Raw genomic sequence first — 22,424 nt, 5'->3', positions numbered from 1 at the left:
GTTTGTATTAAGGGGAGACGATTCTGAATTCAAACCTTGCCGTCATAAAGGGATCGGGATGAGCATTGAAAATCCTCTCGATGAACGTAACATGACCCTTCCTGTCAATCATCAGAACCAGGGAGGAGCGGGTCCCATATGTGGGACTGGATATGAATATGGGAGAAAGTATACGTTCCCATTCCAGTCCAACCCCTGTATCAGGAAGGCTCTCATCATCAGGCATCGAGCGATCAGTAAGGATATTGAAGATCTCTTCCGGCGAAGGTCCCTGTTCCCTGAAAAGGAGTGATCGCAGGGCTTCCTTGCCCTGTTCAACTTTCGGCCAGGGCGTATCGAGGAGGTGGTTAGAGAGACCGTACAGACCTGGCGACAATTCGAACATGCCATCTCTATTCGAAAAGTAATAGAGGTGGGAAAGATCTCCTGAGATCAGGCTGAAACTGTTGTACTGATCTGCACGGAAAGCTAAATTCTGCAGATACGTCAGTGGTTCTTCACGACCACGGAGAAAATCGCTGACCAGCCATCCACGGGAAGGGACATCATCTTTCACTGAAGCCGGATCACGATAGTTGGTCAGTGCGGCTATTCGTCCCTTTTTCGTGATACCAAACCACGTCCCTCCTTCCCTCAAATCCCTGCCGGCAAGCAGGTTTGGCGCATCACTCCAGAAAGCTGCCGGTGCTGAAGTTCTGTCATAATCCTCATCCCTGTTGGCTGCAAGGACAAGGGGATACCGGGGATGCATCCTGAATGAAAAAAGGAGCAGGCACATTCGTTTCTCCTTTCGTAAGCGTTCAGCTATCAGCCGTCAGCTTTCAGTAAAAAACACTTGTCTGACGCCTACCTCTTCCCCCCTTTTTTTCTGCTTTTTAATACACATCTACCCGATTGGCAAGTGCTTAGTTATTTCTCCAGTTGTAGGGTATCCACGGAAAAGTATGAAGAATCAAAAAAGTAATTGACTTAATGCCAGAAAGAAAGATATTAGAAGATAACTTTCGAAGGTCTCAATAAGAGATAAGAAAAAGAAAATGCTGGCGATAACCCGAAAATCACTTGCCTGTTCCCAATTTTTGTGATTATTACTATAGATGCATGGTCGAAAAAAGATTTTGAGCCCTTGTGAAGTCAATTTTCAAAGGTCTCGTCTTCTGAGCTACATGGAGTCCCAGTCTTGAAGAGTGGAAAGTTCCCATTCGTTGTTCCCCACTGGTTTCCTCCAGGGATTAAATCAATCGGAAAGGAGAGGTTAAATGGCAGACAGATCTAAAATTAATCATGAGTTTCCCCCCTTTACCTATGAGGTGGAGAGGGGCAAAATGCGGGAATTGGTTCAGGCAATAGGAGATGATAATCCGATCTTTCTGGACAAGGAGGCGGCAATAAAAGAGGGGTATAAGGACATCCCCGCTTTCCCCACTTTTGCTACTGTACCCATGAACTGGTCGAATACGCTGCTCAGTATCATCTCTGATTTAAAAATCAACTTTGCCATGGTCCTTCATGGAGAGGAAGGATATGAGTATCTTCAGGAGATATATCCCGGGGATGTCCTGACGGGGAAGATAAGGGTGGTTTCCATTGATGAGAAAGCCGGCAAATCCGGAAGCATGGACCTTGTTAAACTGGAAACCATGTATACGAATCAGAGAAATGAACCGGTCTTGAAGGCCAACGCACTTATTGTGGAGAGAAAGTGAGGGGACGATAATGGCAAAAGAACTTTATTTTCAGGATATCAACGTAAAGGATCAAATGCCCGTTTTAGTCAAGGGGCCGGTGAAACATATGCAACTGGTGAGATATGCCGGCGCTTCCGGTGATTTCAACCCCCTTCACGTTGACCCGGAGGTGGGCAAGGCGGTAGGGATCGGCGGTCAGATTGCCCATGGGATGCTGGTGATGGGGTTTGTAGGCCAGGCTCTTGCAGGCTGGATACCCAAGAAATACCTCCGCAAATTTAGCGTGCGTTTTGTCGGCATGACGAGGCTCAATGAGGTGGTTACCGTTACGGGTAAAGTGACGGACAAGAAACAGGAGAGCGGCAACAACATCATTCGCGGTGAAGTCTTTGCGAGGGATCAGAAAGAGGAACTGTTAATCGCCGGTTCTTTTGAGGCGCATCTCCCGGAGAAGAAGTAATATTCACAAAGTACCGAGCCATATGGTACAAGCTTTAAGGACAACCAAACAGACTACAAAAAAGGAGGATTTTGATATGGTAGGTATAACCTCGTACGGTGCCTATATTCCCAGGTATCGGATAGACAGAGGAATCGTTTACAAGGCCATGGGTTGGTTAAATCCTGGGACTTTCATGCCGGGAGAAAAAGCAGTAGCCAATTTTGATGAGGATAGTATAACCATGGCTGTGGCTGCAGGTATAAATTGCCTGCAAGGTATGGATCGTGGGAAAATAGATGCCCTCTATTTCGCCACCACCACTTCCCCATATAAAGAGAGACAGTCTGCCGAGATAATCGCCACCGCTTTTAATCTCCGCGCCGATATACGGACCGCAGACTTTACCGGCTCTATTAAATCCGGAACTACATCCCTGCTCTCAGCGCTCGATGCCCTGAAGGCAGGTTCCGCTAAGAACGCCATGGTATGCACTGCTGATTGCCGCATAGGCAAACCAGGAAGCGCCCAGGAGGAAATCTTCGGAGATGGCGCGGCAGCCTTAACTGTCGGCGAGGGTAACGTTATTGCCAGCTTTGTTGATTCCTGCTCGGTTTCCTACGATTTTGTGGACCACTGGAGAGCGGATGGGCAAACATTTGATCGCCAGTGGGAGGATAGGTTCATAAGAGATGTCGGTTACGCAAAGTTTATTATGGAAGCTATTTCCGGTCTGGCCAAGAAATGCAAATTAGATGTAAAAGATATAGCCAAGGTAGCCTATCCCTGTCTTTATGAAGGGGACCATAAAAGCATCGGGAAGAAATTAGGATTGAATCCCGAGCAGATACAGGATCACATGGTAAGTAACGTGGGCTATACCGGCACGGCCAGTCCGCTGATGATGTTAGTCGCCGCCCTTGAGGATGCCAAACCGGGCGATAACATTGTCGTTGCAAGCTTTGGCAACGGCAGTGATGCCCTGTTGTTTAAAGTAACCGATGAGATTGAGAAGGTAAAGGGTAAAAGGCGGGGGATTAAGAAACATCTTGCCATGAGACGAGAGTTGAAGAACTACGAAAAATTTATCAGTTTCCGCAATGTCCTCCCGGTAGACAAGGGGATCCGGGGAGAAATAATGGGTGCAACGGCCATTTCAGAGTTATGGAGGTCCCGTAGACAGATATTGGCTCTCTGCGGTTCAAGGTGTAAGGCTTGTGGCACTCCGCAATTTCCATCTCAGAAAATATGCGTTAACCCCGATTGCAAGACAATGGATCAGATGGAAGACTATCCTTTCTCGGATAAAAGGGGAACCCTGTTCACCTATACGGCTGACTTGTTGGCCTTTAGTCTAAACCCACCGGCAATTTACGGCTTTGTAGACTTTAAGGGAGGGGGAAGGTACTGGTTCGATATCACCGATGCCGATCAGGAAGCTGTCAAGGTTGATATGCCTGTCGAAATGAGTTTCCGTAAGAAATACGTTGATGAAGAGAAGGGTGTCCATGGTTACTTTTGGAAAGCGATACCTGTTCTAGAATAGAACGTGAGGGGAAATTTCGTGACCGATAACTCTACCGATAACTATTGAAAAGGAGGAAAAAATGGCGGAAGGTATAAAAGATAAGGTTGCCATCATTGGTATGGGGTGTACCAGGTTCGGTGAACGCTGGGATGCCGGATCAGAAGACCTGATGGTGGAAGCGTTTAAAGAAACCATCGAAGATGCAGGAATTGACAGGAAGGAAATTCAGGCCGCCTGGTTTGGGTCTTGCTTCGATAGTGTAAATGTGGGACTATCTGCAGCACCTCTGAGTCTGGCCTTGAAGTTACCTTTCCTTCCGGTAACGAGGGTGGAAAATTTCTGTGCCACCGGTTCGGAAGCGCTCCGTGGGGCTGCCTATGCGGTCGCTTCAGGGGCGTACGATATATGCCTGGCATTGGGTTGTGAAAAACTGAAGGATACTGGTTATGGTGGTCTCCCAGATATGGCTACAATGATGGGGGTAAAAAACAGGCTCATTATGCCGGGGTTGACGGCACCGGGTGGATTTGCCATGATGGCGACGAGATACTTTGCCAAGTACGGTATAGATCCTCAGGAAGGCAAAAAGATACTGGCAAAGATATCTATAAAAAGTCATAAAAACGGAGCAAAGAATCCGAAGGCCCACCTGAGAAGGGAGGTCACAGAAGAACAGGTATTGAAGGCCCCAATGATCGCTTGGCCCCTCGGTTTGTTTGACTGCTGCGGGGTAAGTGATGGGGCGGCGGCGGCGATCGTTTGCCGCGCCGATTTGGCCAAGAATTTCAGGCCCGACCCGGTCTATATCAAGGCCCTCCAGATCGCGATAAGTTCCGGAGAGGAATTGATGTACACCGATTGGGACGGCACCTATGTCAAAACAGCGGTCCATGCGGCTGCCAGGGCGTATAAGGAGGCGGGGATAAATAATCCCCGGGAAGAGATCAGCATGATGGAAGTCCATGATTGCTTTTCCATCACTGAGCTTGTGACCTACGAAGACCTGCAGATATCCCCGCGGGGTAAAGCGGGAAATGATGTGAGGGATGGGTTCTACGATCTGGACGGGAAGATCCCCTGTCAGCCTGATGGAGGCTTGAAGTGTTTCGGCCATCCCATCGGGGCCTCCGGTTTGAGGATGATGTATGAGATGTATAAGCAGCTTCAGGGAAAGGCGGGAGAAAGACAGATCAAGTATCCCAGGATCGGGCTTACCCATAATATGGGCGGGTTCCCCGCGATGAACCTGATCAGCGTCTGCATTGCCGGCCTTAAATAAAAAAAGCGTGAAACGGGTTAGAGATCTCTGAAAAGTAAATTTTCAGAGCTCTCTCCATGAAATTTCAGAGAATCGAAAATGACTCCTGCCTTAGAAGGGATAAAGATCCTGGACCTCTCCAGATTGCTGCCCTTTAATTACTGCACCTTGATGCTGGCCGATCTGGGGGCGGAAGTCCTGAAGATAGAGGAGCCCGGTATAGGGGACTACATGAGATGGCTGCCTCCCAAGTTGAAGAAGGAAAATGCCGTATTCTTAATGGCCAATCGCAACAAAAAGAGTATGACCTTAAACTTAAAGGATGAAAAGGCTAAGGAAATACTGCGCAAGCTGGTTAAAGAATATGACGTCCTTTTCGAGAGTTTTCGGCCCGGGGTGATGAAGAAACTGGGGGTGGGTTATGAAAACCTCAAAGAGATAAACCCCAGACTTATCTTCTGCTCCTCCACAGGTTACGGCCAGGACGGACCATACAGTAATAGACCGGGGCATGATATGAACTACATTAGTGTGGCCGGTATTCTGGAAGCCACGGGGCGGCATACAGGAGCCCCTGTCATTCCCGGGATTCCCATTGCCGATATGAGCATCGGAATATTTTCCGCCTTTTCCATTTTGGCAGGCATCATCTCCCGTAACAAAACGGGGAAAGGTCAGTATATAGAGCTATCCATGACTGACTGTATGGTATCTTACAATATGGTCAATATTGCCAACTATATCGCCAGTCAACAACCCCAAGGTTCAGAGATACTCGGCATAGCGGGAGAGACCCCCTGCTATAACGTGTTTAAGACAAAAGATGGGAAGTTCATCTCTCTGGGCAACATCGAGGATAAGTTCTGGCTCAATCTTTTAAAACTCATTGGTCGGGAGGATCTCTCTGCGTACCAGTATGCTACGGGAGAAAAGCAGAAAAAGGCTATGGATGAACTCAATAAGGTCTTTCTCACCAGGACAAGGAAAGAATGGCTTGATCTCCTGGAGGGAAAGGATACATGTTATGCCCCGGTTAATGATATAGAAGATATGATTGCTGATCCCCACGTCAAGCATCGGAAGATGCTTCTGAAGTCGGAGCATCCCGTAGAGGGAGAAATATTAACGGTCGGTTTCCCCTTCAAGTTTTCCGAAACACCGGCAACGATAAGAACCCCTTCGCCTGTCTTAGGCCAGCATACAGAAGAAATTCTCAGTGGTCTGGGGTATAAGAGTCAGGATATTGAAGAAATGAGAGAAAAGGGGGTTATCTGATCCCCCCTATGAATGTCTTCCGTATTGTCCTCATAAAAGTGCGATGAAGGCCGTCATGTTTTCCATCTTTTCCAGCGAGAGAATAGTCTCCTCCAGCCTTTTCGTTTTCTGGTCACCAAGAACGGGAACACAGAGGTCGGCACATTTGCTTTTTATCTTGACCCTTTTTACCTCAAGCTCCGGGACATCTTTCATGACATCGGAAAGGGCGGAATATTTCCTGCCCGCCGTTGTCTCTATTTCCACCCTGGCCTCGGCCGATACCGCCGGGATTTGTGAATCGCACTGTAAGGATATCTTCTTCATCAGCGCCTTCACTTCCGGATCGGCCACCTTATCATCTGTAAAGGCCTGCATCCCTGTGTTTCCCCGCAGGAGGGCATTGGCCACACAGTAAGGAATGCAAAACTTGCCTTCAAGACCCGTATTCGCATCTGTCATATGGGCCGCACTGAGCATCAGTTGGTTCACATGAACTGTTATTGATTTAATATCCGGGATAGATAAACCCTCTTTCTTAAAAATTGACAATGCGGCTTCGATCGGTGAGTGTGTGCCATGACAGGAGGCATGGTACTTCTGAGCCAGATTCTCCACTTCCCATGTCTTTCCGAGTGTCGAAAGTACGTTCTCATTTACCGCTCCCTTCATGGCCGCAAAAAATCCACCGGGTCCCTCAAGGATATCTTCGGCAGAGGTAAAACCATCACCGGCTAACAGGGAAGCCATCACCCCGACCTCCGACGCCCTGCCGGCATGGAAGGGTTTGCACATGGTGCCGAATACCCTCTTTAAGCCCGAAGCCTGCGTTCCCGCGATCCCCAGGGCATAAACTGTTTGTTGTTCGTCAAGCCCTAAGATGCGGGAGCATGCCGCGGCGGCGGCCAGGTGCCCTATGGTGGAGGTGGCATGCCATCCTGTCGCATAATGCTCGGGCCCGGCACAGGAGGCAACAGTAACCCCAACCTTGAGGCCGATGAGGTAGGCCGAAAGGAAATCGGCTCCACTTTTCCCCTTCCATTCACTGAGGGCAAGCAGCCCTGGAAAGAGGGTAACCGAAGGGTGCCCGAGGAAGGATAGCAAGCTATCGTCATAGTCCAGGGCATGCGATGCCGCTCCATTAACGAGCGCCGCCTGGGCCACGCTCTTCTTTATCCCGTAGCCCAAGATAGTCGCCTGTTCTTTTCCCCCCATAAGATCGGCATATTTAAGCAGCTTGGTTACCAAAGGCTCTTCTTTACCCGCCATCGTGACCCCAAACCAATCCATTAAGGCTATCTTAGAATGTTCGTAAGCCAGGGCCGGGATCTCCGGGGCATTTGTGTCCACGATAAATTTTGCCAGTCTTCTCGTCATTCCTATGGATTTGTCCTCCATGGCACCTCTCCTTCCTTTTGAAAATCAGGGGCAGGTTTCAAACCTGCCCCTAAACTTTTTCGGTACATCATCCGCTATACCGCTACAGCCGCTACTTCTTATGCCAGGGCAACCTGGCATCCGGATTGGACCAGAAAACGGCAAGGTAAAGGGAGACCATCAGGCCCCCCAAGGCGAAGATCCCCCACCACAGTAAGTTACATCCCTCCTCCGGCCAGGAGACTGACCCGATGTACACCCCGACGATGATATTGATCCATCCCCAGATGACATTTACCACCGCAGCCGACTGGGGACTGAAGGGTGTCATATGGCGCTTGCCGCATATCCCCTGAACCAGATGAGGTATCGCGTTGAAAAGGAAAAAACCAGAAACAAGAGCCCCTATTAACTTTAACATAAGTTGCCTCCTTAAAGAAAAAAGGTTGAAATCCCTCCTGGGGCCACAGGACCATCATCCCATTTACCAGGACTACTTGTCCAAGCGAACACCATATCTCTTCTTCAATTCTACCTTTGCTATCTTCCCGGAAGCGGTCATCGGCAGGGATTCCAGGAACTCAAACTGGGTCGGGTATTTGTACTTTGCCACTTTATCCTTGAGAAAGGCGATAACCTCTTCCGGGGTGAGACTCTGACCTTCCTTGGGTACAACAAATGCCTTGCCGGTCTCACCCCACCTTTCATCAGGCACACCGATAATAGAAACGTTGCTAATCTTCGGGTGCTCGGACAGGACCTTCTCTATTTCGGCAGGATAGACATTCTCTCCACCGCTCCTGTACATATCTTTCGCCCTGTCCACAATGTAAAAATAACCATCTTCATCCGTGTAGCCAAGATCTCCTGTATGCAGCACACCATTTACTATCGTCTCGGCAGTCTTTTCCGGCATATTCCAGTAACCCATCATGACATTGGGACCCCTCGCCACTATCTCACCGATCTCACGCGGAGGCAGCTTCCTCCCCTTCTCGTCTTCTATCCAGATCTCTGTGAAAAAGCCCGGCAGACCGATAGATCCCTGTTTCCTTTTTATATCTTCCTTAGGCAGGAACATCATGGCCGAGTTTTCCGTCTGACCGAAACCCTGTTGCATTCTAAGTCCTCTCTTCGCCAGTTCATCAAACAGGACCTGTGGCGTCCTCTCCCCTCCGCCAAGGACAGCCCTGACACTGCTGGTATCAACCTCGTTCAGTTTCCCTGTCTCCAGGACAAATCGCCACATCGTGGTAAGGGCAAGGACCACAGTAGCCCTGTATTTTCCAATATCTACGGCAAACTGCCCCGGATCAAACCCCTGCCTCATGATCATCGTTACCCCCCGGCACAGGCCGGGAGTAAAGCTGACAAAGAGACCCCCGGAATGGAACAGCGGTAACTGGGCGAGGAAGATATCGTCCTCTCTCATATCAGTATAGAACATGATTTGAAAGTTCTTAAAATAAGTCTGACTGTGGGAAACGAGAGCGCCCTTCGGATCGCCGGTAACACCGGAGGTGTAAATGATGGCCAAAGGATCATCCATGTTTACCGGTTCCTCCGGTTCCGGCTCATCGGCGGGATAGTTTTTCATCACCTCATCATAAGGGGCCGCCCATTCCGGACAGTTAGGACAACCGGGGGTAAGACTCTTTACCCAGAGGAACTTATCCTTTTCTACCATCACCCTGTTCCGGATAGGTTCAACGTATCTCATGAGTGCGTCGTGGAAGGCAAGCATTCGGGCACCACAGTTGTTGAGCTGATATTCAAGCTCAGGTCCCACTAGGCGGAAATTAAGGGGGACAAAGATGAGACCGAGCTTTGCCGCCGCAAAGTACAGATGGAGGAACTCAGGACAATTCAAAAGGAATACACAGACCCTGTCCCCTTTCTTGAGACCCAATTTCTGCAAATAATGGGCTGCCCGATTGGTTCCCTCGTTCAGCTTCCCATACGTGATCGGTGTATCTTCGTAAATCAATGCCGGCTTATTGCACGACAACTTAGCCCTCTTCTTTAGTATGTAACCGATATTCCAGTGCATGAAAAAAACCTCCTTTTTATGTCCTATGTCCTATGTCTTATATCTTATGACGTACGACTTATGACTTATGACTTACGACTGAAATTTCCTGACCCGGTTCAACGGTTACAACCCCAACAGCCGGCAGTTCCTTCTTCATTATCTGTTGGAAGGAAGAAGTATCCTGTTCTAAAATGGGAAATGTCTTGTAATGCATGGGAATAACCTTCCCTGTTCCCAGAAGCTTTGCTGCCATCGCCGCCTGTGCCGGGTCCATGGTAAAGACACTACCTATGGGGAGAAGGGCCAGATCAATTTTATAGAGCTCCCCTAAAATTTTCATCGAAGAGAATATCCCTGTGTCCCCGGCATGATAGATGGTATAACCGTTTTCGAGTTTAATGATATACCCTACGGGAGATGCCGTCTGTGAAGAATGGAAGGCCTGGGTCATTGTTACCGCAATGTCATCGAACTTTACGGTACCACCGATATTCATCCCCATGCCATAAACGATTTGCGCCTCCGGTATCTGTGCCTCCTGTTTCAGCCTCCCCACCGTCTCCGGAGCGCCGATCAGGACAGCGCCGGTGGCTTTAACAATACTCGCCGCATCTGCCACGTGGTCGAAGTGGTCATGAGTCACCAAAACAAAGTCGGCCTTTACAATCTCTTCAGGTTTACAGGGAGCAAGGGGATTTCCTGTCAGCCACGGATCTACAATTATTATCTTCCCCTTTTCAGAGGTGATCTGAAAGCCTGCATGTCCAAGAGATTTAACTTTCACGGCTGCCATAACGTCGTCCTCCTTTTTCACCTGAAATCCCCCCAGCCCCCCTTTTCCAAAGGGGGGTGAGGGGATTTTCATTGTCCTTTGTGTCTCTTTAAGACATAAATGTTTCATGAGTATTCACGACAGTCTATTCCCAATAACCTTAAACCTCTACGCCTTTTCAGGCAACATAATCAAAACGATACCCGCATTGCCTCTACCAAACGGGGGATAATCTGGCATAGATCGCCCACGATACCGTAATCGGCAGCCTGGAAGATAGGCGCATTGGGGTCTTTATTGATCGCCACGACAACCTTGGTATCTTTTATTCCCACCAGGTGATGCATAGCACCCGATATGCCCACCCCGATGTAAAGGCTGGGACGCACCGTTTTACCACTCTGACCGATCATCTGTCCCTCCAGATCAGCCCAACCTTCATCGCAAGGCGGTCTCGTGGCGCCAACACCCCCTCCGAGTACCTCGGCAAGTTCTTCCACTAACTTCCAATTTTCCTTACCGCCAACTCCATATCCACCGGCCACAACAACATCAGCGGACTCGAGAGGACGGGTTTTTACCTCTTCCCTGAAGGTCCCTACCACCTTTATGCTGAGATCCTCTTCCTTGAACTTCACGTCCACATTCACCGCTTCCGTCTTTCTACCTTTCTGCCTCTCTAACTTCTCGAAAAAGCCCGGCCGGGCAGTGGCCATCTGGGGATAGTGGTTGGGACAGATCACCGAAGCCATAACAGCACCGCCAAACCCCGGCACCTGACCCACAAACTGCCCCTTATCATCAACATCAAAACCAACACAATGAGCCGACAAACCCGTGTTAACCTTGGCTGCCACACGGGGAGCCAGATCAGCCCCTATGCTTGTCGCACCCATAATAAGTATATTAGGTTTATATTGCTGGATCATCTCCTGCATCAGCCTACCATAGGCATCGCTACGATAAACTTCGAGGAGAGGATTATCGGCAAGGTAAACTCTATCTGCCCCATACTCTCCTAATTCATCAACTAAAGGTTTAACCTTATGCCCCATGAGTACGGCCGCCAGTCCTTCCTGCTGCTTATCGGCTATCTTTCGGCCAATTCCCAGTAATTCCAGACCGACATCACTTAACTTCCCACCCCTCTGCTCGGCAAAAACCCAAACACCTTTATGCTCTTTCATTCCATGCCTCCTCTGCCTTATCCTTTGGGTAGTACATTCTCAGCCCGCAGCTTTTGTACCAACTGTCTGGCAACATCGGAAGGTTCCCCCTTCAATATCTCACCTTTCCGCTTCAACTCAATCGTGGTCACATCGGATACCTGCGTGGGGGAGCCGGAAAGTCCTATTTTTGTTTTATCCACTCCAATCTCGTCCGCCGACCAGCGGCTTATTTTCCTCTCCCGGAGCCATACTGTCCCCCATAAAGTGGGACAACGCGGCTCATTTATTCCCTTCTCCACGGCAAGCACCACAGGCTTCTTTACTTCCACATCTATAAAACCATACTCAATGTGGAACCTGGCCCTTAAGGTATCATCGTCAACTAACTCAATCCTGCTTACATGGGTAACATGCGGCATGTTCAGAAACTCAGCCACCTGAGGGCCGACCTGCCCGGTGCTTCCATCCAGACTTTCGTTTCCTAAGAAGACAATGTCGGCGCCTCCTAACTTCTTTATCCCCCAGGCAAGGGCATAAGCGGTAGCCAGGGTATCTGCTCCGGCAAAAGCCGGATCACTGAGAAGAACCGCCTCATCAGCGCCAAGAACTATCGCCCACTCCAGGATTTCCTCGGTGCCAGGAGGCCCCATGCTTATCGCCGTTACCTTTCCACCTCTCGCCTCTCTGATACGCAGGGCCTCTTCCAAGGCATTTTTATCCAATGGACCCAGGGCAATGGGAATCCCGGCACGGCGAAGGGTTTTAGTCTTCTTGTCAAGACTGACTTTATCCCAAAATCTCTGATCTGGAACCGGTTTCATACATACAACAGAATTTATTGGCTTCATCTGTCTCCCCCTTTACATAATGTAAAATCCGCTTTCTTCAGCTCCTCTGGCTCCCATAACGGGATTAGCTCCACTGACCGCCGCCTCACCAACGGTATCCTTCATAATTTCATCGGTGCCCCCAGCAGCGATCAAAAGGGGTGCCATTCTATAATATGCCTGGGGCATATACTCCACCATATCGCCAGCACCACCATGGATATGGACGGCATGGAGGGAGGCTCTCACTGCGGCCTGGGTGGCAAAGTACTTGGCCGCCGACTGCTCAAGCCTGGAACCCAATCCCTTATCCCGCAACCAGGCACACCGGTAGGTTAGAGAACGTGCTGCTGCTAAGTCAACGTACATCTCGGCAATACGATGCCTGATAGCCTGTAAATTATAGATTGGCTTGCCGAAGAGAACCCTTTCCTTGGCAAATCTCACCGAACAGCGACAACAGCCCAGGATACATCCCGTAAGACCGGCAGAGATACCCAGCCTCCCCACATCCCAGACCGCCATGAACACAGGTGTCAGCCCATGGCCAACTCCCGGCGGCACTAAATAACTCTCAGGGACCCTGACGTTATCAAATCTGATTGATGCGGAGTCACGCCCCGCCATTGATTCTTCCACACGTTCCACCTTATACCCGGGCATATCCTTCTCCACGATAAAGGCGGAGAGCGAACGTATCCCCCGTGTGGCCGGATCCTTCGGGTCACCGGTTTTCGCCAGCACCATGCCGAAGTCAGCCCTGTGACCTGCGCCGATGAAGCATTTCCTCCCATTTATGACCCAGTGGTCACCCTCTTTGCGGGCCGTGGTAGTGTAATTCAGTACATCAGAACCACCCTGGGCTTCATTAATAAACGGGGAAGCCTGTGCCTCACCTTTAAGGAACCGCGGCATCCATTTCTCTTTTACTTCTCCCCCGGTGGCCTTGGCAAATACATAGGCAAACCCTCGACACATGGATGCATACATGATAGGGTACGCAGCAAACAACTCTTCAGTCACTATCGCGTTTCCTACATACCCCAGACCTGTTCCCCCCTCCTGTCGGGGGACCAAGGCAAGATGGAAACCTGCTTCTGCCTCTTTCTTATTTAATTGCTGCAAAAAATCCTCATCCTCTTCTCTCAGCCTATCCCTGTAAGGGATAATCTCACGTTCGGCAAATTCCTGGGCTATCTTCCGCGCTATCTCCTGCTCATGGGTCACTTCGAATGGCATTTCTTACACCTCCCATTGTTATTTTGGTTTCAATCCACGTCCCGTACGGGGAGCGACAAAACGAGGCTTTAATGATGGTGGTAAGGTTCACACAACTCAATCAATATCCCATAGGTAGATTTAGGATGGATAAATGCTATCTTCCCATGGGCGCCGGGACGTGGCGCCTTATCAATCAGCGCGATACCCTTTTGCTCCAGTTCCTTTAACGCCGCCTCGATATTATCCACGGCCACAGCTACGTGATGTATTCCTTCCCCGGTCTTATCGATAAACTTACGCATAATATCCCCCACAGTTCCCGCAGGCGGCTCTTCCATGGGCGACATCAACTCAAACGAACTTTCCCCAATCTCCACAAAGGCCATTGCCGCTCCCATCTCTTCTTTCCTGGTGATGGGTGTCGCCGTAAGGCCGAGTACATCCCTGTAAAGAGAGATACCTTTCTCTATATCCTTTATGGCAATACCCAAATGCTCTATCCTCCCGATTTTCACTTCTTCACCTCCTCCTTATTATCGCACTGATTTTTTTATAATGTTATCACCTATTGCTGACATTGACATCCTGACACTTATTACATTACGAGAGCTTTGAAAAACTGAAAATTGGCGACGTTCCGGGCGAATCAAAGATTTTTTCGGGTGCCATGCCATCGCAGCGAAGCGCCCGCCAGGGCGACTGTTTGAAGGCGAAGCCTGAGTTTTGCCCTAACAGCGAAACTAAATGATGCATAATCGTCAAAAGATTTTGAGCCCTTGTGAAGTCAATTTTCAAAGGTCTCATTACATTCACTAATCAGGGATTTTATTTTTCAGGCTTAATGCGGTTAATTCCACAGCTTCGGCAAGGGCACAAATATCCTCATGCAATTTCTAAAATATGGGATACGGTACATCTATTGGTATAATCGTAACATGGCAATTATCTTTATGTCAAGCATTTTTGGGGACAAGAAGTTGGGTAGTAGTTATTCCTCGATTACGGGATGACCTGTGGGAGGCTAAAGATTCCCATTTTCCCCTTGCTTTGACGATTCCCTTCTGTCTTTTATGATAAATGACTTGATAATTATTCAAGACATCATTATATTGGTACAAGCGTTCAGCCGTCAGCGATCAGTAAGACAAGTCAAAACAAAATCTTAGGTACGAGAAAGCTTGTCTTAGAAGTTGTGAACTTCCCCTGGTATCTTTCTGTTTTCGCTGAAAACTGAAGGCTGATAGCTGAATGCTTACAGAGGATTTAAGTTTCCATGTATGAAGTAACGATAAAAAAATCGTTTTCTGCGGCTCACACCCTGAAGGAAATCGGTGGCAGATGTGAGGAACTCCATGGACATAACTTTGTCGTTGAGGTCTCTGTAACCGCCCCGGAACTGAACCGGCAAGGTCTGGCGATAGACTTCCGGGTATTAAAGAGGTGGACCGAGGAGATACTGGAAATGCTCGATCACAAATATCTCAATGACATCCCGTATTTTAAGGATCTGAACCCCTCAGCGGAAAATATTGCAAGATTTATCTACGACAGAATCGCGGAAAAGGTACATCTTCAGGAAATCAGGGTGTCACGGGTGACCGTGTGGGAATCGGAAGATGCAAGGGTCTCTTACGCCAGTGAGAAGTGATAATAAGGAGAAGAAAAAAATAGGTTTTCAACTTTTGCTGAGATGATGGTAAATGATTGATATTCAAAACGAGAAGGATGAGAGAAACATCGCCATCACAAAGGTTGGCGTTAAGGGGATCAAATATCCCGTCGTTGTCCTTGACCGTGTACAGGGCACGCAACCGGTAAACGCCACGATCAATATGTATGTTAATCTTCCCCATCACTTCAAGGGGACGCACATGAGTCGGTTTGTGGAAATCTTAAACGAGACACGGGGACAGATCAATATCAAGACCTTCCATATCATCCTGGAGAGGGTGAGAGAGAAACTACGAGCGGAATCGGCGCACATGGAGATTGAATTTCCCTACTTCGTTGAGAAAACCGCCCCCGTGTCGGAGGCCAAAAGTCTTATGGAGTATCGGTGTTCATTCTGGGGAAAGAATCACGAGAGCAAGACCGATCTTATGATCGGAGTGGTGGTGCCGGTCACTACCGTTTGCCCTTGTTCCCGGGAGATCAGCAACTGTGGTGCTCATAACCAACGAAGCATGGTAACGGTAAAGGTGAGATTCAAAAAGTTTTTCTGGATAGAGGATCTTATCAAGCTGGTGGAAGATTCGGCAAGTGGCGAGGTCTATTCCCTTTTAAAAAGGGTGGATGAGAAATATGTCACGGAAAAGGGATACGAAAATCCCATGTTTGTGGAGGATGTGGTAAGAAATGTGGCGGAAAAGTTGAAGGGGGATGGTAATTTTACCTGGTACAGTGTGGAGGCGGAGAATTTTGAGAGTATCCACAACCACAGCGCTTATGCCTATGTAGAGAAAGAATGAGTAAAACGGAAGCAACCGAGACAGAACAATTCTTTAATCTCTACCATCACGGATTCATCAGGGTGGCCGTCTGCATCCCCGAGGTGAAGGTAGCGGATACGTCTTTTAATGCCGCAGCTACGTTGAGACTGGCCGGGGAGGCTGCCGCCGACCATGCCATCCTTGCCCTCTTTCCGGAGATGGGGATCTCGGCCTATTCCAACGAAGATCTGTTTCACCAGGACGCCCTTCTTACAGGTGTCCTCGATGCCCTTGACCATATAGTCAGGGCGACCAGGGAACTAAATCTGATCCTGGTCATCGGCGCACCGTTACAGGTTGACTGCCGCCTCTTCAATTGCGGTATCGTTCTCTACCGGGGCCGTATCCTCGGTGTTGCCGTCAAAACCTATCTCCCCAACTACCGTGAATTCTATGAGGGACGTCAGTTCAGCCCTGCCGAAGAGGCCCTGTCAAAAACGGTTGCTCTTTGCGGACAGGAGGGCATTCCCTTCGGCACTGACATCATCTTTGCTGTGGGGAATATAAAAAATTTCCGGTTTTTTATCGAGATCTGCGAAGATGCCTGGGCGCCCATCCCCCCTTCGAGTTTTGCCGCTCTGGCGGGGGCAACGATCATCGGGAACCTTTCTGCATCCAATATTACCGTGGGAAAGTCAGAGTATCGTCACAGCTTAGTTGCCAACCAGTCTGCCCGCTGCTTATCGGCATACCTCTATGCCGCCGCCGGTCCGGGCGAATCCACTACTGATCTGGCTTGGGATGGTCATGCCATGATCTACGAAAACGGCAACCTCCTTGCAGAATCGGAGCGATTCCTGCAGAAACCCCAGGTGATCTATGCGGACGTGGACCTGGATCGTCTTGCCCAGGACAGGATGCGTCTGACCAGCTTTGGCCAGAATGCCCGCACCCACAGGGAGAGGCTGCTGGGCTTTCGGAGAGTTTCGTTTTCCGTTGATCTTCCTGAAGAACGGCTACTGCTCACCCGAGAACGCCCCCGTTTTCCCTATGTTCCCGTAGATCCCACCAGAAGGGACCAGCGTTGCTACGAGGCTTACAATATCCAGGTCCAGGGACTGACCCAGAGGTTGAAATCATCCGGCATACCAAACGTGGTACTCGGTATCTCAGGAGGACTGGACTCCACACAGGCCCTTATCGTTGCCACCCGGGCGATGGACCTCCTGAATCTACCGAGGGCCAACGTGAAGGCCTACACCATGCCCGGTTTCGCGACGACAGACAAAACCTACACCAATGCCCGGAGATTGATGGAGACCCTCGGTGTGGAGGCCAATGAACTCGACATCAGGCCGGCTTGCATGCAGATGCTCAAAGATATCGGTCACCCCTATGCGGCAGGTGAAAAACTCTATGATGTTACCTTCGAAAATGTCCAGGCGGGAGAACGCACCTCTCACCTGTTCCGGATTGCCAATATGAGAAGTGCCCTCGTCGTCGGCACCGGAGACTTAAGCGAACTGGCCCTCGGCTGGTGTACCTATGGCGTTGGTGACCACATGTCCCACTACAACGTCAATGTTAGCGTACCCAAGACACTGATCCAGCATCTGATCCGGTGGGTCGCTAAATCGGGGCAATTTTCGCCGGAGACGTCCGGGATTCTCCTCGACATCCTCGCCACGGAGATCAGCCCGGAGTTGATCCCGGGAAGAGATGGTGACCAGCCCGCTCAGAAGACCGAAGCGGTCATCGGCCCCTATGAGTTGCAGGACTTCAACAATTTCTATACCACGCGTTTTGGCTATCTTCCCACCAAGATTGCCTTTATGGCCTACTGTACGTGGGGAGATAAGACCCGTGGCCTCTGGCCGGATGTGCCGGAAGAGAAAAGACATGAATACACCATCGGAGAGATCAAGCGCTGGCTTAAGATTTATCTCCTTCGTTTCTTTAAACTCAGCCAGTACAAGCGTTCTTGCGTTCCCAACGGTCCGAAGGTCGGCTCGGGAGGTTCCCTCTCACCGCGAGGTGATTACAGGGCCCCGAGTGATAGCGAGGCCACGGTCTGGCTGGAAAATGCAGAGGAGATACCGGAAGTATAGTCATCAGTCGTAAGTCATAAGTCGTAAGTCGTAAGTCGTAAGTCGAAAGTCAAAAGTCAAAAATTTGAGGACGTATGACGTAAGACTGATGTTTTATGTCGTAAGTCATAAGATGGATAGATAATAACCATGAGAGGGGAAACTTATAGAGATTTTGACGCCACAGAACTTTTCTGCCCGAAGTGCAGAAGGGCTGTCCCGGTAAGAAAGAGACTCCTCCTCATCCTGTCCAATGGCGATAAATACGACTACATGTGTGCCTTCTGCGGAACGTCGGTGGGAGACAAAATGGTTTCCCAGCAGGACAATCTGAGGGTGATCATAAAGTAAGGATCAGGAGTCGTAAGTCATAAGTCATAAATTCGAGGACATATGACGTATGACGTACATGACGTATGACGTACGACATACGACAATTCAGTCTTCCTGCAGTTCTTTCAAGTCCACATAGTAATCAAGCGCTTCGGGATTCTTGAGGGCATCCCTGTTTTGCACGGCCTTACCCTCGATTGTCTTTTTCACCGAGAGTTCCACCTTTTTCATATTGAGGGTATAGGGTATCTCCGGTACGGCAATGATCTTTGCCGGTACGTGTCTGGGAGATGCACCCGTCCTGATCCGCCCTCTGATTTTGTCCTTGATTTCTTCCGTCAAATCAAAGCCTTCTGCCATCTGGACAAAGAGGACGATGCGGACATCGTTTTTCCAGTTCTGTCCCACCACAATGCTGTCCTGTACCTCCTCCATGTTTTCCACCTGCCGGTAGATCTCGGCGGTACCGATACGAACCCCGCCGGGATTCAGGGTAGCATCCGAGCGGCCGTAAATCACCACACCACCCCTTTCATTGATGAGGACATAGTCCCCATGCCTCCAGATGCCGGGGTACATCTCAAAATAGGCGGCCAGGTACTTCTTGTTATCCGGGTCATCCCAGAAATAGAGGGGCATGGAGGGAGAGGGGGCGGTACAGACGAGTTCCCCCTGTTGATTGATTACCGGTTTCCCCACTTCGTTCCACGCCTCCACTTTCATCCCCAGACCCCTGCACTGCAATTCCCCAGAGTAGACCGGCCCCATGGGGTTGCCGAGGGCAAAACAACCGTTAATATCCGATCCACCTGATATAGATGACAACTGAACATCCTGTTTTACTTCTCTGTAGATATAGGCAAAGCCCTCTTCGGAAAGGGGAGACCCCGTGGAAAGGATAGTTGTCAGAGGCGACAGGTCATACTCTTTACCGGGTTTTACACCTTCATTCATCAGGGCGGCGATATAACCTGCGCTGGTGCCGAAGATCGTTATCTTTTCGTCCTGGGCCATCTTCCAGAGGGCGCCGGGGTTGGGGTAGAAGGGACTGCCGTCGAAGAGAACCACCCTGGCACCCACGGCAAGGGCACTCACCACCCAGTTCCACATCATCCAGCCACAGGTGGTAAAGTAAAAGATGGTGTCCTCCCGTTTCAGATTCGTATGGAGCAGCAATTCCTTTAAATGGTTGATCAGGATACCGCCGGTGCCCTGCGCCATGCACTTGGGAAGGCCCGTGGTACCGGAGGTAAACATGATGTAGAGGGGATGGTCAAAGGGCAACTGCTCAAAGACAAGATTATCCGACGATGATTTGAAATCCTGATAATGGACGGCATTGGGTAGATTGCTGATATCGGGTTCTTTTTCTGTATACGGAACGACGACGACCTTCTCGATGGAGGGGAGTTCTTTAACAATACTGGCGATGCGCCCGAGGGAATCAAAGCTCTTACCTTTGAAGAAATAGCCGTTGGCAACAAAGAGGACCCTTGGCTTAATCTGGCCGAAACGATCGAGGACACCCTTGATCCCGAAATCAGGGGAACAGGAAGACCAGACAGCCCCCAGGCTCGTTGCGGCAAGCATGGCCACAACCGTCTCCGGTATGTTGGGCATGAAACAGGCTACGCGGTCCCCGGCCTTGACTCCGATCTCTCTCAAGCCTCTGGCTACCCTTGCCACTTCATCGTAAAGTTTTCCGTATGTCATCCTTACCGGATCATGATCCTCCCCCTTCCCGATAAGGGCCACAGAATCATCCCTTACACGGAGTAGATTCTCGGCAAAATTGAGGCGGGCTCCGGAAAACCACTTTGCCCCGGGCATCCGGGCCGGATTGTCAATAACCTGATCGTAGCCCCTGGAGGCCTTGATCTGCGCAAAATCCCACATGGAAGCCCAGAAATCAGGGATATTATCAATTGACCACCCATAGAGACCATTATAGTCGTTGAAATTTTGCTTGTATCTCTCATTGATAAATAACATGAAGCGATACATATTGCTGCTCTTGCTGCGCTTCTCCGAAGGCCTCCATAATAGCCTCGACATTTACAATCTCCTGCAACGGTCAATGATCATCGTGGGTTTTTTTCTTTTCCATAGCTTTTTTCAATTTCTCTCCTAAAACTCCCAGACCAGATGTAGTCGTTTCTTTTCTTTCATCTTCATACACGGGACTACATTCATCTGCCCCGGACGCCCCTTCCAGATAATCTCCGAGGAGAGATCGGCTATGAACATCCTCATGGCAGTAGGCACAGAGGTTTTCCCAGTTGCTCCCGTCCGGTGGATTGTTGTGATGGTTGCCATCTTTATGGTGAACTGTCAGCAAATGCCGACGGGCTTCGTCAAATTCCCTGCCGCAGCGGGCACATATCAAACCATAAAGATTCAGCGCCCGTTCCCGGTAATCTTCCCCTCGCAGGTCATGTTGCCCTTTCTTGATTTCCCGTACCACATCCTCCACTGATCTCGTTGTCTTGGGCCTTGCGGCCACGGTGTGGGTACGGACCCGTCCCCATTTATTCCCGTATGTTACCCTCGGCACACCTCTTACCTCAGTTGTCGGTTGACAGTTTTCAGCGATCAGTTGTTCTTTCCCTACTCCTGACCTCTGAGACCTGATCCCCTTGAACTGTTACGTCTATCCTCTCTGGGGGCAGAACGAAAAACATTCAGGAAAGCCCACGCACCTTTTAGAACGGCAGATAGAGTCACCAATGTCTTGAAAAAAGGGAGCCTTATCACGGTCTCCAAATTTCCGACGAGATCCAGTATACTCTGAATCTTTTTGATGGCGGATGACAGACCTTCAATGTGACTGTTTACCGTGTCCGTGGCACTGACGATATTTGATGTAATCTCTTCCAGATTTTGCAGGATGCCGGGTAAACTACGATTAAGCGTTTGGAGGGTTAGGGCAATGTTCTTTGCCATTCGCCAGAGTTGAAAAAGAAAAGGAATAGAAAAGGCAGCAATAATAAGAAATACTACATTTAAAATAACTAAACCGGTCTCCAGGCCCATAGGACTTCCCCTTTCGTTTTCCCTCAAGTTTCTATGACATCTTTTCTTTCTCCTCTTTAAAGGCTTCCATTCCGGCATCAACCGCCTTCTTTAGCCGACCTTTGCTATCCTGAAACGATTCTTTCCCACGTTCAGCAAGTTCGCTCGCCTTAGTTCCTATTTTTTCCACCTTTTCTTTTGCCGATAGCTGCAACTCCTTTGCGTGCTTGGCGGCTGTTTCGTAGGCCTTTTTACTCCTTTCCAGCGCCCGCTCATATTCCTCTTTTGTCTTTGCCATTATCTCCTCGGCTTTTCTGCCGATATCCTCGCGTGTTTCCTTTCCGCTCTTAGGAGCATAGAGGATACCTGCAATAGCGCCAACCAATCCACCTATTAGCAAACCCTTGATAAAATCGCCGCTTCTGCTGGACATAATATTGCCTCCTTAAGTTCGTTTTGGTGTACCATTACTTGGGCTGAAGACCGAAGGCTGAAGTATTCTAACAGCCTATCTACCTGAGTAGTTACTTTTAACATAAATAATTCGCAATTTCAAGGACCAAGATGCTTGGTATCCGTTGGTAAAAAAACTAAACCGAGCACTCAAGGTCTCGAATGCTCGGTCAGTTTTTTCTTCTACAGTTCTTTTGATATTACGGTGCTGTTGGAGCCGGAGCCTCAGGAGCCGGAGCCGGTGCCAGCATTGGCGCCGGTGCTTCAGTTACAGCTTCTTCCGGTTTTTGCTCTTCTTGCTTTTTGCAGCCAACTACTGCAAACGATAAGGCGACAAAGAAAAGCAGAGAAAAAATAACAGCAAAAATCTTTTTCATAAACACTTCCACCTCCTTTCAAAGATTCTTCTCTCTGGGGGATGATGTATTTATCATCCAGCATTGAGAAGAAACGATACGCTTTTTTTTCACCTTGTCAAGATAAATTTATCATTATGTTAGTAACACGTGATATGTCCGGTTTGTAGCACACAATCTGTCCGGTTT

23 protein-coding genes are annotated in these 22,424 nt (G+C 49.4%); 9 read left to right on the top strand and 14 right to left on the bottom strand.

Translation table 11 applies throughout. The features are described from left to right. Positions 1–7: 7 nt before the first annotated feature. Entirely contained in the window at positions 8–778 is a 771-nt protein-coding gene (locus tag QMD03_06035; GenBank protein ID MDI6776787.1) for an NRDE family protein, read from the bottom strand. A 481-nt stretch (positions 779–1,259) separates the two neighbouring features. On the opposite strand from QMD03_06035, the gene QMD03_06030 reads away from it, so the two are divergent. The 5 genes from QMD03_06030 (at position 1,260) to QMD03_06010 (ending at position 6,188) form a co-directional block, all read left to right on the top strand. Further along, positions 1,260–1,706, top strand: coding sequence for a MaoC family dehydratase N-terminal domain-containing protein (locus QMD03_06030; GenBank protein MDI6776786.1), 447 nt, complete (start codon positions 1,260–1,262; stop codon positions 1,704–1,706). Positions 1,707–1,716: 10 nt separating this feature from the next. Continuing rightward, positions 1,717–2,148 carry a MaoC/PaaZ C-terminal domain-containing protein gene (locus QMD03_06025; protein ID MDI6776785.1) on the top strand — a complete coding sequence of 144 codons (432 nt, stop codon included), beginning with the start codon at positions 1,717–1,719 and terminating at the stop codon, positions 2,146–2,148. A gap of 76 nt (positions 2,149–2,224) precedes the next feature. Continuing rightward, the gene (locus QMD03_06020) at positions 2,225–3,673 is read left to right on the top strand and encodes an OB-fold domain-containing protein (protein MDI6776784.1); all 1,449 of its coding nucleotides are present in this window, start codon (positions 2,225–2,227) and stop codon (positions 3,671–3,673) included. Positions 3,674–3,734: 61 nt separating this feature from the next. Next, positions 3,735–4,934, top strand: a complete 1,200-nt coding sequence (locus QMD03_06015) for an acetyl-CoA acetyltransferase (protein MDI6776783.1) — start codon at positions 3,735–3,737, stop codon at positions 4,932–4,934. A 78-nt stretch (positions 4,935–5,012) separates the two neighbouring features. After that, complete coding sequence (locus QMD03_06010; protein ID MDI6776782.1) at positions 5,013–6,188, top strand: CaiB/BaiF CoA-transferase family protein; 1,176 nt, start codon at positions 5,013–5,015, stop codon at positions 6,186–6,188. 30 nt (positions 6,189–6,218) lie between these two features. Here the strand turns inward: QMD03_06010 and QMD03_06005 are convergent, their stop codons facing one another. From QMD03_06005 to mce, 8 genes are all read right to left on the bottom strand, one after another. Continuing rightward, entirely contained in the window at positions 6,219–7,565 is a 1,347-nt protein-coding gene (locus QMD03_06005) for an MmgE/PrpD family protein (protein MDI6776781.1), read from the bottom strand. Positions 7,566–7,656: 91 nt separating this feature from the next. Further along, positions 7,657–7,965, bottom strand: a complete 309-nt coding sequence (locus tag QMD03_06000) for a hypothetical protein (GenBank protein ID MDI6776780.1) — start codon at positions 7,963–7,965, stop codon at positions 7,657–7,659. Between the two features lie 72 nt (positions 7,966–8,037). Next, positions 8,038–9,594 carry a long-chain fatty acid--CoA ligase gene (locus QMD03_05995; protein ID MDI6776779.1) on the bottom strand — a complete coding sequence of 519 codons (1,557 nt, stop codon included), beginning with the start codon at positions 9,592–9,594 and terminating at the stop codon, positions 8,038–8,040. Between the two features lie 58 nt (positions 9,595–9,652). Continuing rightward, positions 9,653–10,369, bottom strand: coding sequence for a metal-dependent hydrolase (locus tag QMD03_05990; GenBank protein MDI6776778.1), 717 nt, complete (start codon positions 10,367–10,369; stop codon positions 9,653–9,655). A 170-nt stretch (positions 10,370–10,539) separates the two neighbouring features. Further along, positions 10,540–11,535: an electron transfer flavoprotein subunit alpha/FixB family protein gene (locus tag QMD03_05985; GenBank protein ID MDI6776777.1), complete on the bottom strand. Its 996-nt coding sequence runs from the start codon at positions 11,533–11,535 to the stop codon at positions 10,540–10,542. A 17-nt stretch (positions 11,536–11,552) separates the two neighbouring features. Further along, entirely contained in the window at positions 11,553–12,365 is an 813-nt protein-coding gene (locus QMD03_05980) for an electron transfer flavoprotein subunit beta/FixA family protein (protein ID MDI6776776.1), read from the bottom strand. Between the two features lie 12 nt (positions 12,366–12,377). Beyond that, positions 12,378–13,583, bottom strand: coding sequence for an acyl-CoA dehydrogenase family protein (locus tag QMD03_05975; protein ID MDI6776775.1), 1,206 nt, complete (start codon positions 13,581–13,583; stop codon positions 12,378–12,380). A 68-nt stretch (positions 13,584–13,651) separates the two neighbouring features. Beyond that, entirely contained in the window at positions 13,652–14,080 is a 429-nt protein-coding gene (gene mce / locus QMD03_05970) for a methylmalonyl-CoA epimerase (protein MDI6776774.1), read from the bottom strand. Positions 14,081–14,838: 758 nt separating this feature from the next. On the opposite strand from mce, the gene queD reads away from it, so the two are divergent. The 4 genes from queD (at position 14,839) to QMD03_05950 (ending at position 18,432) form a co-directional block, all read left to right on the top strand. Further along, positions 14,839–15,213: a 6-carboxytetrahydropterin synthase QueD gene (queD, locus tag QMD03_05965; protein MDI6776773.1), complete on the top strand. Its 375-nt coding sequence runs from the start codon at positions 14,839–14,841 to the stop codon at positions 15,211–15,213. Between the two features lie 52 nt (positions 15,214–15,265). Then, positions 15,266–16,033: a GTP cyclohydrolase FolE2 gene (gene folE2 / locus QMD03_05960; protein MDI6776772.1), complete on the top strand. Its 768-nt coding sequence runs from the start codon at positions 15,266–15,268 to the stop codon at positions 16,031–16,033. Beyond that, on the top strand, positions 16,030–18,102 hold the full coding sequence (locus QMD03_05955; GenBank protein MDI6776771.1) for an NAD(+) synthase: 2,073 nt from the start codon (positions 16,030–16,032) through the stop codon (positions 18,100–18,102). The genes folE2 and QMD03_05955 overlap by 4 nt, the downstream gene beginning before the upstream one ends. Before the next feature lie 129 nt (positions 18,103–18,231). Continuing rightward, positions 18,232–18,432 carry a cytoplasmic protein gene (locus QMD03_05950; GenBank protein ID MDI6776770.1) on the top strand — a complete coding sequence of 67 codons (201 nt, stop codon included), beginning with the start codon at positions 18,232–18,234 and terminating at the stop codon, positions 18,430–18,432. Between the two features lie 87 nt (positions 18,433–18,519). On the opposite strand, the gene QMD03_05945 is transcribed toward QMD03_05950, so the two are convergent. From QMD03_05945 to QMD03_05925, 5 genes are all read right to left on the bottom strand, one after another. Continuing rightward, on the bottom strand, positions 18,520–20,469 hold the full coding sequence (locus QMD03_05945; protein ID MDI6776769.1) for an acetoacetate--CoA ligase: 1,950 nt from the start codon (positions 20,467–20,469) through the stop codon (positions 18,520–18,522). Positions 20,470–20,488: 19 nt separating this feature from the next. Then, positions 20,489–20,968: a YajD family HNH nuclease gene (locus QMD03_05940; GenBank protein MDI6776768.1), complete on the bottom strand. Its 480-nt coding sequence runs from the start codon at positions 20,966–20,968 to the stop codon at positions 20,489–20,491. Between the two features lie 53 nt (positions 20,969–21,021). Further along, positions 21,022–21,525: a hypothetical protein gene (locus QMD03_05935; GenBank protein MDI6776767.1), complete on the bottom strand. Its 504-nt coding sequence runs from the start codon at positions 21,523–21,525 to the stop codon at positions 21,022–21,024. Continuing rightward, entirely contained in the window at positions 21,479–21,859 is a 381-nt protein-coding gene (locus tag QMD03_05930) for a YtxH domain-containing protein (GenBank protein MDI6776766.1), read from the bottom strand. Before QMD03_05930 ends, QMD03_05935 begins: the two co-directional genes overlap by 47 nt. Before the next feature lie 220 nt (positions 21,860–22,079). Then, on the bottom strand, positions 22,080–22,256 hold the full coding sequence (locus QMD03_05925) for a hypothetical protein (GenBank protein ID MDI6776765.1): 177 nt from the start codon (positions 22,254–22,256) through the stop codon (positions 22,080–22,082). Positions 22,257–22,424 lie beyond the last annotated feature (168 nt).

This window comes from Syntrophales bacterium (assembly GCA_030018935.1).
Taxonomy (GTDB): Bacteria; Desulfobacterota; Syntrophia; order Syntrophales; family CG2-30-49-12; genus CG2-30-49-12.
The sequence above is the reverse complement of the archived record's forward strand: the minus strand, read 5'-3'. Positions and strand labels throughout refer to the sequence as shown.